This window comes from Shewanella subflava (assembly GCF_025971955.1).
GTDB lineage: Bacteria > Pseudomonadota > Gammaproteobacteria > Enterobacterales > Shewanellaceae > Shewanella > Shewanella subflava.
The window spans coordinates 193,625-207,888 of sequence record NZ_JAPDMX010000002.1 but is presented as its reverse complement, the minus strand read 5'-3'; the positions used below and the strand labels follow the sequence as shown (position 1 = coordinate 207,888).

Annotated in this window: 11 protein-coding genes and 1 tRNA gene; 11 read left to right on the top strand and 1 reads right to left on the bottom strand. The window is 42.0% G+C overall.

Annotated elements, in window-relative coordinates; all coding sequences use genetic code 11:
• Positions 1 to 57: 57 nt before the first annotated feature.
• Positions 58 to 1,812 carry a S16 family serine protease gene (locus tag OHT75_RS01430; protein WP_264724596.1) on the bottom strand — a complete coding sequence of 585 codons (1,755 nt, stop codon included), beginning with the start codon at positions 1,810 to 1,812 and terminating at the stop codon, positions 58 to 60.
• A gap of 242 nt (positions 1,813 to 2,054) precedes the next feature.
• Between OHT75_RS01430 and OHT75_RS01425 the strand changes: the two genes are divergently transcribed.
• The 11 genes from OHT75_RS01425 to OHT75_RS01375 all read left to right on the top strand — a co-directional run bounded on the left by OHT75_RS01425 (position 2,055) and on the right by OHT75_RS01375 (position 14,264).
• Positions 2,055 to 2,144: transfer RNA gene (locus OHT75_RS01425), tRNA-Ser, on the top strand.
• Between the two features lie 98 nt (positions 2,145 to 2,242).
• Positions 2,243 to 3,643 carry a tyrosine-type recombinase/integrase gene (locus OHT75_RS01420; protein WP_264724594.1) on the top strand — a complete coding sequence of 467 codons (1,401 nt, stop codon included), beginning with the start codon at positions 2,243 to 2,245 and terminating at the stop codon, positions 3,641 to 3,643.
• A gap of 957 nt (positions 3,644 to 4,600) precedes the next feature.
• Positions 4,601 to 5,215: an FMN-binding negative transcriptional regulator gene (locus OHT75_RS01415; RefSeq protein ID WP_248972265.1), complete on the top strand. Its 615-nt coding sequence runs from the start codon at positions 4,601 to 4,603 to the stop codon at positions 5,213 to 5,215.
• Positions 5,216 to 6,283: 1,068 nt separating this feature from the next.
• Complete coding sequence (locus OHT75_RS01410) at positions 6,284 to 7,543, top strand: efflux RND transporter periplasmic adaptor subunit (RefSeq protein WP_264724593.1); 1,260 nt, start codon at positions 6,284 to 6,286, stop codon at positions 7,541 to 7,543.
• Between the two features lie 41 nt (positions 7,544 to 7,584).
• On the top strand, positions 7,585 to 7,806 hold the full coding sequence (locus OHT75_RS01405; RefSeq protein ID WP_264724591.1) for a hypothetical protein: 222 nt from the start codon (positions 7,585 to 7,587) through the stop codon (positions 7,804 to 7,806).
• Positions 7,807 to 7,946: 140 nt separating this feature from the next.
• Entirely contained in the window at positions 7,947 to 8,645 is a 699-nt protein-coding gene (locus tag OHT75_RS01400; RefSeq protein WP_264724590.1) for an ABC transporter ATP-binding protein, read from the top strand.
• Between the two features lie 10 nt (positions 8,646 to 8,655).
• Positions 8,656 to 9,969 (top strand): ABC transporter permease, encoded by a 1,314-nt coding sequence (locus tag OHT75_RS01395; protein WP_264724588.1) that lies wholly within the window; start codon positions 8,656 to 8,658, stop codon positions 9,967 to 9,969.
• A 29-nt stretch (positions 9,970 to 9,998) separates the two neighbouring features.
• Positions 9,999 to 11,207: an FtsX-like permease family protein gene (locus OHT75_RS01390; RefSeq protein WP_264724587.1), complete on the top strand. Its 1,209-nt coding sequence runs from the start codon at positions 9,999 to 10,001 to the stop codon at positions 11,205 to 11,207.
• Between the two features lie 151 nt (positions 11,208 to 11,358).
• Entirely contained in the window at positions 11,359 to 12,768 is a 1,410-nt protein-coding gene (locus OHT75_RS01385) for a sigma-54-dependent transcriptional regulator (protein ID WP_264724586.1), read from the top strand.
• Entirely contained in the window at positions 12,768 to 14,117 is a 1,350-nt protein-coding gene (locus OHT75_RS01380) for a sensor histidine kinase (RefSeq protein WP_264724740.1), read from the top strand. The genes OHT75_RS01385 and OHT75_RS01380 overlap by 1 nt, the downstream gene beginning before the upstream one ends.
• A gap of 9 nt (positions 14,118 to 14,126) precedes the next feature.
• Positions 14,127 to 14,264 (top strand): hypothetical protein, encoded by a 138-nt coding sequence (locus OHT75_RS01375; RefSeq protein WP_264724585.1) that lies wholly within the window; start codon positions 14,127 to 14,129, stop codon positions 14,262 to 14,264.

The window sequence follows — 14,264 nt, the reverse complement described above, 5'->3', positions numbered from 1 at the left end:
AATGACTTTTGATGGCAACAAGATAGCGAACACGTGTACGCTAAACAACTCCGATCACTATATAATTCTTAACTTTGCTAATAATTTAGCAATAAAACCTAGCTCAACATCATCATCTTGCCCTGCTAATCGATCAAGACGTTGTTGAACCATGCCATAAAGTGTATCTGGCGGGAAATCATTATCTTCGTTCGCCACGCCAGCAGGTAAAGCCATTAATAGCTCCACAGCTTCGTCCATATGTTCTATCGCATAAATGTGGAACTTGCCATCGGACACAGCCTTAATCACTTCTGGTTCAAGGTTCAATTGCAGCACATTCGCTTTAGGAATAATAACCCCTTGTTCCCCCGTTAATCCTCGACGAGCGCAGAGGTTAAAGAACCCTTCAATTTTTTCGTTGACGCCACCAATGGCCTGTACATTACCAAATTGATCTAATGCGCCTGTTAGTGCTAACGATTGCAAAATAGGTTGTTCAGCAATAGCAGACATTAAACAGCAATATTCTGCAAGTGAGGCGCTGTCGCCATCAATTTCTTGGTAGGATTGTTCAAATACAATGTTGGCATTTAAATGGAGTGGAGCATCTCGTCCGAATATGCGGTACAAGCAAGCAGATAAAATCATCATGCCTTTTGTGTGGATATTACCACCAAGCTCAGATTTTCTTTCTATATCAGCAACTTCGCCATCACCATAATGTACCGATGTGGTAATGCGTGCAGGTTCGCCATAAGAATAGTCACTGGAGTCAATTACAGTTAATCCATTTATTTGCCCAACCATAGCACCTTCAGTTGGCAAATTAATGAAGTTGTCATCAAAGCTTTGTGCTGAATAGATTTCAGAACTATTATGCCTATATTTCAACTGTGCAAGGGCATTGGCAACGGCATTGCTATTAATACTATTACTGGTGGGCATTAATGACGAAGTTGGTGATAGCGCTTTTGCTTGAGCCATTAACAAACGCATATCTAACATACTTAAACTTAATCTTTGTTGATGTTCAACTAATCGGGCGCTGTACCAAAGTAGAGGCAAAATACTTGACTCCTCAAGTTCAATTCCTTGCTTGTTAGCCAGCGTCGCCAACCATTGTACGTACTGATTTTCTGAATATTTTGTTAAATCTAGCTCATAGCTTATTTCGCCAAGCAATGGAAAATGCTGGCTGAAGAATCGATCTTCATTTTTTAGATGACTATAAGATAAGCCTGAGCCCACCAGAATGATTTTACAATTCAGCGGAATGGGCGCTAACTCCTGATTTATGCGATACTCACCATCAGATAGGATTTGTAACAGCAGTTCCCAAAGTCCTTCGCGTTTCCAGATTGAATGCAAACAAATAAATACAAAGTGGTTTGAGGCTAACGCACCAGCCTTATATTGACTACTTTTATCTGTTTTTTGCATTTTCCCAATTAAGTCATGCCTTTTAATCTGGCCCTGTAAATAACAAAAAAGTGATTGTTGCTTTGCAATCGTGCCAACATTTTCAGGAGGACGTTGAGGCTGCCATTTGAAGGTAACAGCATTCTCATCAGCGGGTTTAGTGGCCACAAGAAATTGATCGGTTGGAGTATCAACTTGAGTGCACAATGCGTCAATAAAATCGACTCTATCAATGCCTGGAAAGTCAGCTAAAAAGAAGTGCTGACCAGCAAGTTTGCTCATTAATTTAAAACTACTAACAACCCTGTCTTGCCCTAATAGCAAATGGCTAGGATAAAAAGTACTTGGCACCTCTTTAGGCACATGGAATTGCGGCGCAAGTTTGGCACTGGGAAGTAATGTTGAATTCATAAAGTGATAAATGGACAATAACCAAAAGATAATGACTCAAATAGTAGCATAATGCGCTGCAAAGTCTTTAAATGAATCCAACACCCGATAAGCAATTAGATTATCAAGCCGTTATTATGTGCCCAGTGTTTAATCGTTTTGAATAAAAACACATCGTTACGGTTAAATGCTGAACATTTAGCATTTATTTTTAAATTTATAGTTTACAAGCACCCGAGATACTTATATTATTTGCCGCGTTCGGAGGGATGGCAGAGTGGTCGAATGCACCGGTCTTGAAAACCGGCAACGGTTTACCCCGTTCTAGGGTTCAAATCCCTATCCCTCCGCCATATTTTAAAGTGAAAAAGCCATTGATAATCAATGGCTTTTTTGCTTTCTAGCATTTGAAAAATCATATTCTCAGGCCAAAAACGGATGACTGAGACATATGTACTTATTTCGCGCCACAAATTGTACCTACTATACCCGCATGGTGTTGCCAGTTTATCTGCGTGATAAAGGCTTCTCTGCCGACATCAAAGTATCACTGCTTACCAAACAACGCTCTATCGCTATTGGCCGAAACCTAGTGATAGCGGGTATCTTACGACCATTAATCAGCAACTTAACGCCACAATCACAGCCCGATGAGTTTAAAACTCAGGTTAATGCGTTGATTAATGATGCCCGAGCAGGCTTTGTAGGGGTAACAGATACGCTTGATGATAACGCCAAGCCAGTGCGGGAAGTTACGCAATTTATACCCACTCGACCAACGCAATTAGCACATAATACTGCGACATATGACAATTATCCCTATAACGATAATCGGGTATCGTTAAATAAAGTAGAGAATAAAAGCAGTTTATATTCAATGGTTAATGTAAATTTGTGTAACGCATTATCTAAATTTATTACCTCCAAACAAAAGCAGTCTGTCTCAGCCTTAACGGTCAAACAGCTTAATCAACGTATTGGTCACTTCATTGAACGCACCCATTTAGATGATGTCAGCGCGATAACAAGTGCAGAAGCAATGGAATATAAAGACTGTTTATTAGAGGAGGGCAGAAGCCATAAAAGTAACAAAGATTACTTAGCTGCTGTGTCGCAATTTTTTAAATGGTGCAAACTCATGCGCTACACCACTGAAAACCCGTTTGATGAAGTCAAGCTCACTAAACCCGCTAATCAGGCTGGACACGATTTAGCGCGTTTGCGCTGGCAAGCGAGCCAGATTAAGCAGGTTTTAAACTCAACCGCCTTTATCGACAAAAGCCAGGACTTTAAATGGATAACGCTACTCATGATGTATGGCGGCTTACGCCCAGCAGAAGCCTGTCAGTTGCATATTCATGATATTGAAGTCAAAGACGGTGTCACTTTAATGAACATCACTAACGCCAGTGCAGGCCAACAACTCAAAACAGAGCAATCAAAACGCAAAGTACCGATACACCAGCAACTGATTGAACTGGGGTTTATGGATTTTGTAAAAAAACGCGCTGACCGGGCATCAAAAACAAAGCCGTTATTTCATTATCAACCCAGTCATGATGGTAACTGGTCACATACCTTTTGCCGTGAATTTGGCAAATTACTCGACCAACTTAACTTCACAGCAGGCAAGCGCCCAACAGCTTACTCATTTAGGCACACTTTTATTGATGAGCTTAAACAACGGCAAATAGAAGAATCATTAGTGGCACAAATTGTCGGTCATGCTTATCAAAACATCACTTACGGACGTTATGGCAAAAAGTTTGATGTCAAAACACTCAAACCAGTCATAGATAGCATTCAATTTGAACTAATTATTTCGCCAGAGCGCTTAAAATTAACCCGTTAATTGCAAAATCTGAGCGAATTGAGAGCCATAAATTTGCTCAAATAACGCAAAAAAATCGAACTGACGGTGATTTATTCAGAGGTTTTTGTCATCTCTACGGGCAAAAATAATCGCTGAAAATGGCTCAAAAATACCCATTCGACACGAATTAACGACATTGGCGCAAAATGTGACAGTAAATGGCCTTTATCGGGTTAAGGGCATCAGACAGGTACGAACAACGGTAAACATTTCACTACACCAGAGAGCGAGCAGTTTTGAGAAATTAAATGTTTCGCACTCTATGAGAGTAAAAAATGTACAAAAATTGGTGTATTTAATTCTTAGTTTTTTGATGGCCATAAAAATGCAATTAAGCGCGTACAGTCGCTGTTTTTAGGCTCTAACTGGCAGATTTATCACACTGACAGTGTGTTATTTGAATATTGATAACAACAATAAATAGCTTTCAAGATTAACCCACTTAAAAAGTGGGATGACATAGTAACCCGGTACGCTCCTATCCCACTTTTGTTCCAAAAGGTCGGATAGGAGCTACGGGCAAGGGGAGTACCCCTTTGAACCCAACAGCCACATGCTGCGCATGTTAAAAATCAAAAGCGTTAAAGACAAAAGCAGCATTACCAGTTTTATATGGTATGTACTGTTTTTATGTACAGTTATAATGGTGTTTCAACAATTTATGATAAAAATTGATTGAAAATCGTTCTTTAGTTGCATCGTATTAAAAATAGATAAATCATAATCATATGATTTTATTTGCTTTAATTTTTATTGCCGTCAAGGCATATCTTTCTTTACGCGCAACCTCGGTTTGTTTTTGTCTGCTTGATACAATTAATTGCTTTACATCAATAAGATAGCAAATGTAGGATGTTATTAATCAATAACTTAATCGGCCGACATTGAATGATGCGCCGTTCAATAAGCTGTTAACTGCTATCGCGATAGAGAATTATGTATATACCCAAGAATCTTGAAGTAAAAGACCCATTAATAATCAGCGAGCTAATTGCTGAAAATGGCTTTGGAACTCTCATTAGTGCTGATCTTACTGCAACGCACTTGCCACTTATTTATGAACCGAATGATGAAGGGTTTGGTTTGTTATTTGGTCATTTTGCAAAATCAAATCTGCACTGGCAAATCGCTGAGAATCAGAGGGTGCTCGTCATTTTCCAAGGGCCACATGCCTATATTTCTCCAAGTTGGTATGTAACTAAACCAGCGGTTCCCACTTGGAATTATTCGGCTGTTCATTGTTATGGTTACCTCACTATCCTTGATGACAATGAAAATCAGCAGGCTATGGCTGACCTAATTGTTAAATATGAACCTGAGCTGCTAAATAATCCTGAAATTATGCCTGCTGATTATCAGTTAAAGCTTCGTAACGGTGTTGTCGGTTTTAAAATTGTTATCGACGAAATACAAGCAAAGGAAAAATTGGGGCAACATCGTAAACTAGAAGATCAAAAGGGCGTATTTGCAGGTTTGCAAAAATCTACAGATTTAAACGCTGTCGGTTTGTGTGCTTACATGGAAAAGCGTAATGTTGGTAAAGGCAGTTAACAAACCGCGTCATTCAGGGCCTTCGGCCCTTGCGACGCTCACAAGTTCGCGCGCATGCGCGGGGCGTTAATCATTGACAACCTAATCGATAAAGACTTAAATGTCATATATCGACTACGAATGTTCACTACCTGAAAGGTGATTTTTCGATTAGTTATTGATTTTAATGTATTTTAAATTTTAGTTATGGCGAATTCCTTGGGTTCAAATCCCTATCCCTCCGCCATATTAAATACGAAAGAAGCCGTTGATTATCAACGGCTTTTTTTGTTTTTGGCGTTAGAGAGGCTTTCCAAGAGGATTGACTCAGACAATGTACCCGCTTTTCACATGAGCAGAGCCCCCAATAACGTGTATTTCACACGTATCTGTTTAACCAAATCGTTACGCGATAAAGGCTTTCCTTTCGATATTAAAGTTTCTTTGTTGACTTGCGACAGAGCAGAAGCCATCTCTTGGTAAAGAGGTCGCAATATTGATGTTGCTGGCACACTGAAAAGAATCATTAATTCAAATGAGCTACTCACACAATGCAGAAGTTACAAAAGCAATAAAGAATACCTAGCAGCCGTCTTTCAGTTTTTTAAATGGTGCCAGTTAATGAACTATTGCAATCACAATCCTTTTGAAAACGTGACAGTAGGGCAAAAGCCTAAAGTCAAACCAAACCAAGAAAGAGACCGTTGGGATACGAGCGAATTAAAAAGGCTTTTACACTCAGCTGAATTTAACGCTTCAACACCCGATTTTAAGTGGGTAACGTGATTGAAGCTTTATGGCGGTTAAGTGTGTGTATTTAACAGGGCAAAGCTAACAAGGCTTTGCCCCAAAGCAAGTTTGGAATATGGCCTTAGGCCATAAGTGTAAACAAAGTGTCCGCTCGGACACTTTATCAATGACCGGACAGTTTTCAACGCTGTCCGCGGACACTTTTAGGCTGTTCGATTATTTTTTTAAAATCTATCATTATGAAAATAAACAATAAATAACTATTGGCATGGCTTGTGCTTTATCTTGGTATAAATGTGAAGAGGTGGGTGCGGTCAGCGCGTTACCTAAGGACCTGAGATGATTAAAGACACAAGTAGCCAAGATACTGTTATTGCGCCTAAGTTAGGTCGTAAATTGCGCTTCCCCTTGATGATAGGTTGCGTTGCAATTTTAATGAGCGCTTTGGTGTGGGCGAGTTTAAGTCATGACAGTAATCAACGTTCGGTTGATGGGGCCGATTTACGTTTGGCAACCTTAACCCGTGGCACTTTGGTGCGTGATATTGCCACTACCGGTAAAATTGTGGCGGCCAATGCGCCAATTTTATATAGCACGGAAGAAGGTGTGGTGACGCTATTAAATCAACCTGGTGATGAAGTTGAGCTGGGGCAAGTGGTGGCCAAGATTGAAAGCCCGCGTTTACAAAATGAATTGCAACAACAGCAGTCGATGCTCGAAGGGATGCAGGGCAGTTTAGAGCGCGCCAAGTTAGATGCCCGCCGTGAGCAATTGCGTGTTAGCCAGATTTTAGACATGGCGAAAGTGGATTTAGAAGCCGCAGATCGTGAAAGCCGTCGTGGCGATCAACTGATTGAGTCGAGTTTGATTAGCAAAATTGATTTTGAAAAAAGCAAAGATGATTTACACAAAGCCAAATTATTACATAAGCATGCCCAGCAAGAAGTCGAGTTAATGCGCGACACCCTCAGTTTTGAAATTAAAAACCGTACCCTTGAGGTTCAGCGTCAGGCATTAGTGGTGCAAGAACTCACCCGCCAAGCCAATGCACTTAATATTGTTGCCCCAATGAGTGGTATTATAGGTAACTGGCTAGTGGAACAAAAAGCCCGCATTGCAGCCAGCCAACCCATATTAACAGTGGTCGACTTAACCGCTTTTGAAGCAGAACTTGCTGTACCTGAGTCTTATGCCGATGAATTGGGCCTAGGTATGGATGTCGAGCTCAGTTTTGGTAGCGAAAATGTTGTTGGCCAATTGTCGTCAATTTCACCTGAAGTGCGTAATCGTGAAGTGACTGCCAGAGTGCGTTTTGCTGACAGTAACACTTTATCGTTACGTCAAAATCAGCGTTTGTCTGCTCGAGTCTTACTGGAAAATAGACCCAATGTATTGATAGTGAAACGCGGGGATTTTCTTAATATGGGAGGCGATGTGGCATACCAAGTTAATGACACCATTGCACATAAAAAAGCCGTTAAATTGGGTGCACGCAGTATGAGCCAGGTTGAAGTGATTGAGGGTGGTGAAGTAGGCGATGTGTGGGTGATATCTGGCACCGAAACCTTCAAAAATGAGCCCACAATTCAAATCCGATAAACATGTTAATGAAAAGACACCCTACTGAGTAAGGATATTCAATGACTTTGATTCAACGTAGACAGCTTATTGCGCTAGCCGCATTATTTATTCTCGCAATATCGGTGAGTTATCGTATTGATAATCATACAGATTGGTTATCTGTTAGTTTGCAGTTAATCGACATGAACAGCCAAGTATCGACTCGGTTAAGTGATGTTAATCCGGCTGTTCGCTTGCATATTAATATTAGCGACATGATCAAGATTAAGTTGTTGTTTTAGCGATGACTAATGCTAATGACACTGACGCCAATAGCATTAAAAACACAAGTATTTAGAACAACTGTATTCAGATTAGCAAGATTCACATTATCAGCCCTAAGCGCTGGGATGCAACAACCGAATAAACCAAGGAAGCCATTATGTTATCCATGAAAAACATCAACAAAGTGTTCAAAACTGACTTAGTTGAAACCCATGCGCTACGCGACTTTAACCTTGAAGTGAAAGAAGGTGAGTTTGTTGCGGTAACAGGACCATCTGGTTCAGGTAAAACCACCTTTTTGAATATTGCGGGGTTGCTTGAAGGCTTTACTTCTGGGGAGTTCAGCCTTGATGGCGTGAATGTGTCTAATTTAAGTGATAACCACAGCGCAAAAGTACGAAATGAAAAAATTGGATTTATCTTTCAGGGGTTTAATTTAATTCCAGATCTTAACTTAGCCGAAAACGTTGAAGTGCCGCTACGTTATCGCGGTATGGATGCCAATGAGCGTAAGCGCCGAGTCGAGTCAGCGTTAGAGCAAGTGGGTTTAGGCGCACGGATGCAGCATTTACCGACGCAATTGTCTGGCGGACAGCAGCAACGTGTTGCCATTGCGCGGGCGTTAGCAGGCGAACCACGTTTTTTACTCGCCGATGAACCTACCGGTAACCTAGACAGCTTAATGGCGCGCCAAGTAATGGAGCTTTTAGAGAAGATTAATCAGCAAGGCACCACCATTATTATGGTGACCCACGACCCAGAATTAGCACGCCGTGCCCAGCGTAATATTCAAATTGTTGATGGCCAGGTGTGTGACTTTTCGATGTACCAACCTGCTGCAACCGGCACTCGTTAAGGGGAACATCATGTTTTTTTATTATTGTGATTTAGCCTGGCGAAGTATTCGCAAAACACCAATGTTATCAATGCTAATGGTGTTAGCGATTTCGATAGGTATTGGTATCACCATCACCACGTTAAATGTGTATAAAACCATGTCTTATAACCCAGCGGGCGATCGCAGCCAGGTGATTAACTCGGTGCAGCTTTGGAGCCAAGGCTTAGATACCTGGGATGATTTTATTTCAAACATTACCTATATCGACGCAATGAATTTGCGTAATAACCAGCAATTAAGCCTAAAAGCTGCGACCTTTCGAACCGGTCTAGCGTTACAGTCTGACAACCCAAAAATTGAACCTGTTTTACAAAGTGTAAGGGTAACAGACCGTGATTTTTTTAGGATTTTCTCGGTGCCCTTTTTATACGGCAGCTATTGGGACGCCAGTGTTGATTTACGCCCAGCGTATCAAGTGGTCATTAGCCAAAAGCTAAACTTACGCTTTTTTGAAGGCAAAAACAGTGTGGGTAAAACGGTATTTTTGGACCGTAAACCGTATCAAATTGTCGGGGTGATTGACCACTGGAATCCCCAACCTAAATATTATGATCCGCTTAATGGTGCCTTTAACGACGCTGAAGAAATCTTTATTCCGTTTTCGTTGACCGCTCAAGAAGAGTTTGATGTGTGGGGTAATACCAGTGGTTGGAAATTCGAACCCATGATCACTTACAGCGACCGCTTAGCGTCTGAAAAAGTGTGGATTCAGTTTTGGACAGAGCTTAACAGTGAAGATGAAAAGCAAAATTATCAAAGCTGGCTCACCCGCTATGTTGAGCAGCAACGCGCCATTGGTCGCTTTACTGATACCGCTAAATCGGCAGCAGAAGCGGTGCAAATTAGTGATATCGATAAATGGCTTGAAGACAATAATGTGGTGCCACAAGACAACAAAATACTCGTTGGCCTCAGCTTGCTGTTTTTAAGTGTGTGTTTGGTGAATATTCTTGGGTTATTGCTGACTAAATTTTTAAAACGCGCTCCAGAAGTTGGTGTTCGTCGTGCCATTGGTGCCAGCCGCGGGCAGATATTTAGTCAGTATATGGTTGAAGTTGGCATGATAGGCTTTATTGGTGGGCTGGTAGGCTTGTTATGGGCTTGGGGTTCGTTAACCGCGCTACACCGTTATTTTTCAATGGATCAAAGCGTTACTGGGCTTGATGCCAGTATGTGGGTTGTTACACCGTTAATTGCCATTTCGACAGCCGTACTCGCGGGCATTTATCCGGCATGGGTTGTGTGCCGCACTAAACCTAGCGTGTATTTAAAAGCGCAATAACGCCAGTGTAGGTTAAAAAGGACATCGCCATGTTACATATTAAACCGATTTTATCCAGTTTGATGCGCAGTAAAAGTTCACCCATTTTATTGTTATTACAGATTATTTTATCTGTTGCTATTGTTGCTAATGCCAGTTTTATTATTTACGAACGCTTATCGTTAATGCAGCGTGAATCGGGCTATGCCGAAGCGCAAATACTCACCTTTAGCGTGTACAACTTTGATCCCGCGATCGATAACATTAAACAAAATGAAGTCGATCAACTTATTTTACGTGCCTTACCCAATGTGATTGATGCCAGCTCCAGTAATATGCTGCCATTAAGTGGTGGTGGTTGGATGGATCGATACGTTGACGGGCCTAACGAAGATACCGCTAAAAGTACCCCAGGTTTTGCTTTTTATTTGGGTAACGATCATTTACTCAATGTGATGGGGGCTAAGTTAGTTGCAGGACGTAATTTTAATCCAGACGAAATTAATACCAATATCGACGACTCTGGTATGTTGGCGTTAGTGTCACAACCTTTGGCCAAAGCCTTTTGGGGAGATGAGTCACCATTGGGTAAAACCATGTACCAAGGGACGCAAACTGTCACCATTATTGGTGTGGTTGATAAACTACAAGGGGCATGGGTCGACCATGAAAACTTTGAATACAGTGTGATCCAAAATGTTGATTTTGGCGGTAGCAGTAGTAATAAAATGTATATGGTGCGGGCATTACCAGAACATATCCCTGCATTAGAAGAGGCAATTCGTAGCGCGTTACACGCCGAAAACCCAAACCGTGTACTGGATAACTTTCAAACCGTGGCAGAGCTTAGAAACCTCAGTTACAGCAATCATAGATTAATGGCGACAGTATTAAGTATGATGGTTGTGTTGCTACTACTGATCACCGCATTAGGATTAACAGGTATGGTGATGTTTAATATTCAACGCCGCACCAAACAAATTGGCACCCGTAGAGCACTTGGGGCTCGTAAGCGCGATATTATTCAGTACTTTATGGTTGAAAATTACTTAATTTGTATTGTCGGCGGCCTGATTGGTGGCGTGTTGGCTTTAGTGCTTGGGCAGCAATTGATGTCTTTATATAGCTTACCTATGGTGCCAGTGATTTATCCTATTATGTCTGTTATTGGTTTACTGGTTGTGACAACTCTAGCGGTAATAGTGCCAGCGACCAAAGCGGCCAATATTTCACCCGCCATGGCCACGCGCAGTGTGTAAATGGCGCATCACTAAAGACTTTGTGTGAGGCAATAACTTGTGTTTATGCGAGACAATCATTGCTTATGTATTGAATGTTGTCTTAGGCTTGTAAACGTGGCTAATACATACAGATATTTGGATATAACTCAATGGGAACAACATCATCGTAATGGATACTATTTTAATTGTTGATGACAATCACGCCATTTGCCAAGCACTTGCGTTAATGATTGAGTTGCATGATTACCATGCCATTTTTTGTCATTCACCTGATGCGGCTATTGATATTGTGACCCACAAAGAGATCAGCTTGGTGATCCAAGACATGAACTTTAGCCGCGACACGACCTCGGGCGAAGAGGGTAAACAGCTGTTTTATGCATTGCGCCAGTTACAGCCCAATTTACCGATTATTTTAATGACGGCTTGGACCCAATTAGAAACCGCAGTCGAGTTAGTTAAAGCGGGGGCCGCAGATTACATGGGTAAACCATGGGACGATGCTAAGTTGTTAAACAGTATTAGCAATTTGTTGTCTATTTACCGTTTGTCTCAGCAAAATAGCCAATTAAACCGTATTCACAGTGACCGTATGTCGGCTATTAATGGCGCTGATTTATGCGGATTGGTGTTTGCCAGTGGTGCCATGCAACGTTGTGTTGATTTAGCGCTGCAAGTTGCCCGTTCTGACGTGTCGGTGATGATCACCGGCCCCAATGGTGCAGGCAAAGACAAAATAGCCGATATTTTACAGGCTAACTCGCCGCTTAAAGATAAGCCCTTTATTAAGGTCAATATTGGTGCGCTACCAATGGATTTATTAGAAGCCGAACTGTTTGGGGCAGAAGCGGGCGCGTTTACAGGGGCCAATAAAACCCGCGTGGGCCGTTTTGAAGCCGCTGATGGGGGAACTTTATTTTTAGATGAAATTGGTAATTTGCCATTGTCTGGCCAAGTAAAGTTATTGCGCGTACTGCAAACGGGAGAGTTTGAGCGCCTTGGTAGCCACCAAACCCGTAAAGTCACCGTGCGAGTCATTAGCGCCACCAATGCTGATTTAGCCGACGACATTGCCCATGGGCGCTTTCGTGAAGATTTGTTTTATCGTTTAAATGTGATTGAGCTGAGTGTGCCGCCACTTAAACAACGCCAAGATGATATTTTACCCTTGGTAAAACATTTTATGGGTGAGCAGTTTATTGTTGATAAAGCGACCCAGCAGGCGTTAATTAATCATTGTTGGTCTGGTAACGTACGCGAGCTTGAAAATGCCTGTAAAAGGGCGTCGTTATTGGCTAAGTCAGCACAATTAACCATAGACGATTTTGGCTTAAACACTCACTTAGTTGGGCAAATGACAGCGCTTGCAAGCCATGAGCCGAGCCCATCTCTTGCACCTTTATCGGCTAAGTCGCAAGATAATGCTCCCTTGATTAATGAGCCTGATAAACAGCAAATAGAAGCCGCATTAACGGATCATAATGGTGTGATTGCCAGAGTGGCCAAATCCCTGGGCTTAAGCCGCCAAGCCTTATATCGCCGTATGGAAAAATACGGGATCCGAGAAACAAAGTCATGATGTTGTCGCTGCAAGGCAAACTGGTCATTGCCAATATGCTTAGCTGTTTGTTAGGTGTTCTGTGTGGTGCGTTAGTGTGGTTTAGTTTAGGTGATGCTGCTTTGTGGTTGGCGCTGATTGTAATGCTGGTGGTGTGCTATGTTGGCAGTAGGTGGCTTACCAAACGACTCAATGAAAGCCTGCAAGCGCTTGAAATCGGTCTGCTTAACTTTAAAGACAACGATTTTAGTGTGTCATTGCATCCCTACGGCGAGCCACAACTCGATAGATTAGTGAGTTTATACAATCAAGCCTCGGCAAAATTGCGTAGCGAGCGCCAGTTTATTTATCAGCGTGAATTAATGCTCGATAAGGTCATTCAGAACTCGCCTAATGTGATGTTATTAATTGATGACGCGCAGCGGGTTGTCTACGCCAATGGGGCTGCCAGGCATTTGTTCAATCACGGTGTCAAAATAGAAGGCATGTTAATGCCAGATCTTGCTTCGTTGTTGCCTGATGCGTTAAAAGCAGCATTGCAAAGTGAGCAAGAAGGGCTGTTTTCGATGGCAAGCAGTGATAGTGCGGGTGATGACAGTGGTAACCTTGCCGATAGCAGCGATGTTGAAACCTGGCATATTTCTCGTGGCCGCTTTACTCAAAATAATCAGCAGCACCATTTAATTTTACTTAAACAACTCACCAAAGAGCTTAATCGCCAAGAGGTGGCAGTGTGGAAAAAGGTGATTAGGATTATTAGCCATGAGCTGAATAATTCGGTGGCTCCCATTGCTTCTATGGTTAATTCTGGCAAGTTTTTAACCCAGCATTTAGAAAACAACAAGCTGCAATTGATTTTTGATACTATCGAAAATCGCACCACACACCTGAGCCAATTTATTTCGCATTATGCGCAGTTTGCCAAACTACCCCAACCTCAAAGGGAGCTGATTGATTGGGCTAACATGACCCAGCAACTGGCGCAGCAATATGCATTTAAGCTGTTATCCCCTTTACCGGTTAAGCCGATAAAACTCGATGCTGTGCAATTAGAGCAAGTTTTTATCAATCTGCTTAAAAATGCCCATGAGTCTGGTACGCCAGCAGACACTGTGTCGGTAATGTTTGAGGAAGTGACTCATCCTGTTAATGGATTAGTCGTTAAAGTAGAAGATCAGGGAAGTGGAATGTCTAGCGAGGTGTTGTCGCAAGCTTTGTTACCGTTTTATTCAACTAAGCAATCCGGGACTGGCATTGGCTTGCCATTATGCCGCGAGATTATTGAAGCCCACGGTGGCCGCATTAGCATGCAAAACCGGCCTGAAGGCGGTTTAAGTGTAAAAGTATGGTTGCCCTCACTGCAGGGTTAACACTTACTAATGACTCAAACAGTTAATCACTATATCGAAGTAAACCTCGCATTTAGACCAATCAAAACCGCACCATCAACACTGTGCTCTGAACGCAGCAAAGCCGCTACACTATCTAAGTTAATTGGTCTCGCGATATTGCCTTAG

Excerpts from the sequence above, each read along its gene's own strand:
- OHT75_RS01415 (WP_248972265.1), top strand. The coding sequence starts at position 4,601 with ATGTATATACCCAAGAATCTTGAAGTAAAAGACCCATTAATAATCAGC.
- OHT75_RS01410 (WP_264724593.1), top strand. The coding sequence starts at position 6,284 with ATGATTAAAGACACAAGTAGCCAAGATACTGTTATTGCGCCTAAGTTA.
- OHT75_RS01400 (WP_264724590.1), top strand. The coding sequence starts at position 7,947 with ATGTTATCCATGAAAAACATCAACAAAGTGTTCAAAACTGACTTAGTT.
- OHT75_RS01405 (WP_264724591.1), top strand. The coding sequence starts at position 7,585 with ATGACTTTGATTCAACGTAGACAGCTTATTGCGCTAGCCGCATTATTT.
- OHT75_RS01380 (WP_264724740.1), top strand. The coding sequence starts at position 12,768 with ATGTTGTCGCTGCAAGGCAAACTGGTCATTGCCAATATGCTTAGCTGT.
- OHT75_RS01390 (WP_264724587.1), top strand. The coding sequence starts at position 9,999 with ATGTTACATATTAAACCGATTTTATCCAGTTTGATGCGCAGTAAAAGT.
- OHT75_RS01395 (WP_264724588.1), top strand. The coding sequence starts at position 8,656 with ATGTTTTTTTATTATTGTGATTTAGCCTGGCGAAGTATTCGCAAAACA.
- OHT75_RS01420 (WP_264724594.1), top strand. The coding sequence starts at position 2,243 with ATGTACTTATTTCGCGCCACAAATTGTACCTACTATACCCGCATGGTG.
- OHT75_RS01375 (WP_264724585.1), top strand. The coding sequence starts at position 14,127 with ATGACTCAAACAGTTAATCACTATATCGAAGTAAACCTCGCATTTAGA.
- OHT75_RS01385 (WP_264724586.1), top strand. The coding sequence starts at position 11,359 with ATGGATACTATTTTAATTGTTGATGACAATCACGCCATTTGCCAAGCA.
- OHT75_RS01430 (WP_264724596.1), bottom strand. The coding sequence starts at position 1,812 with ATGAATTCAACATTACTTCCCAGTGCCAAACTTGCGCCGCAATTCCAT.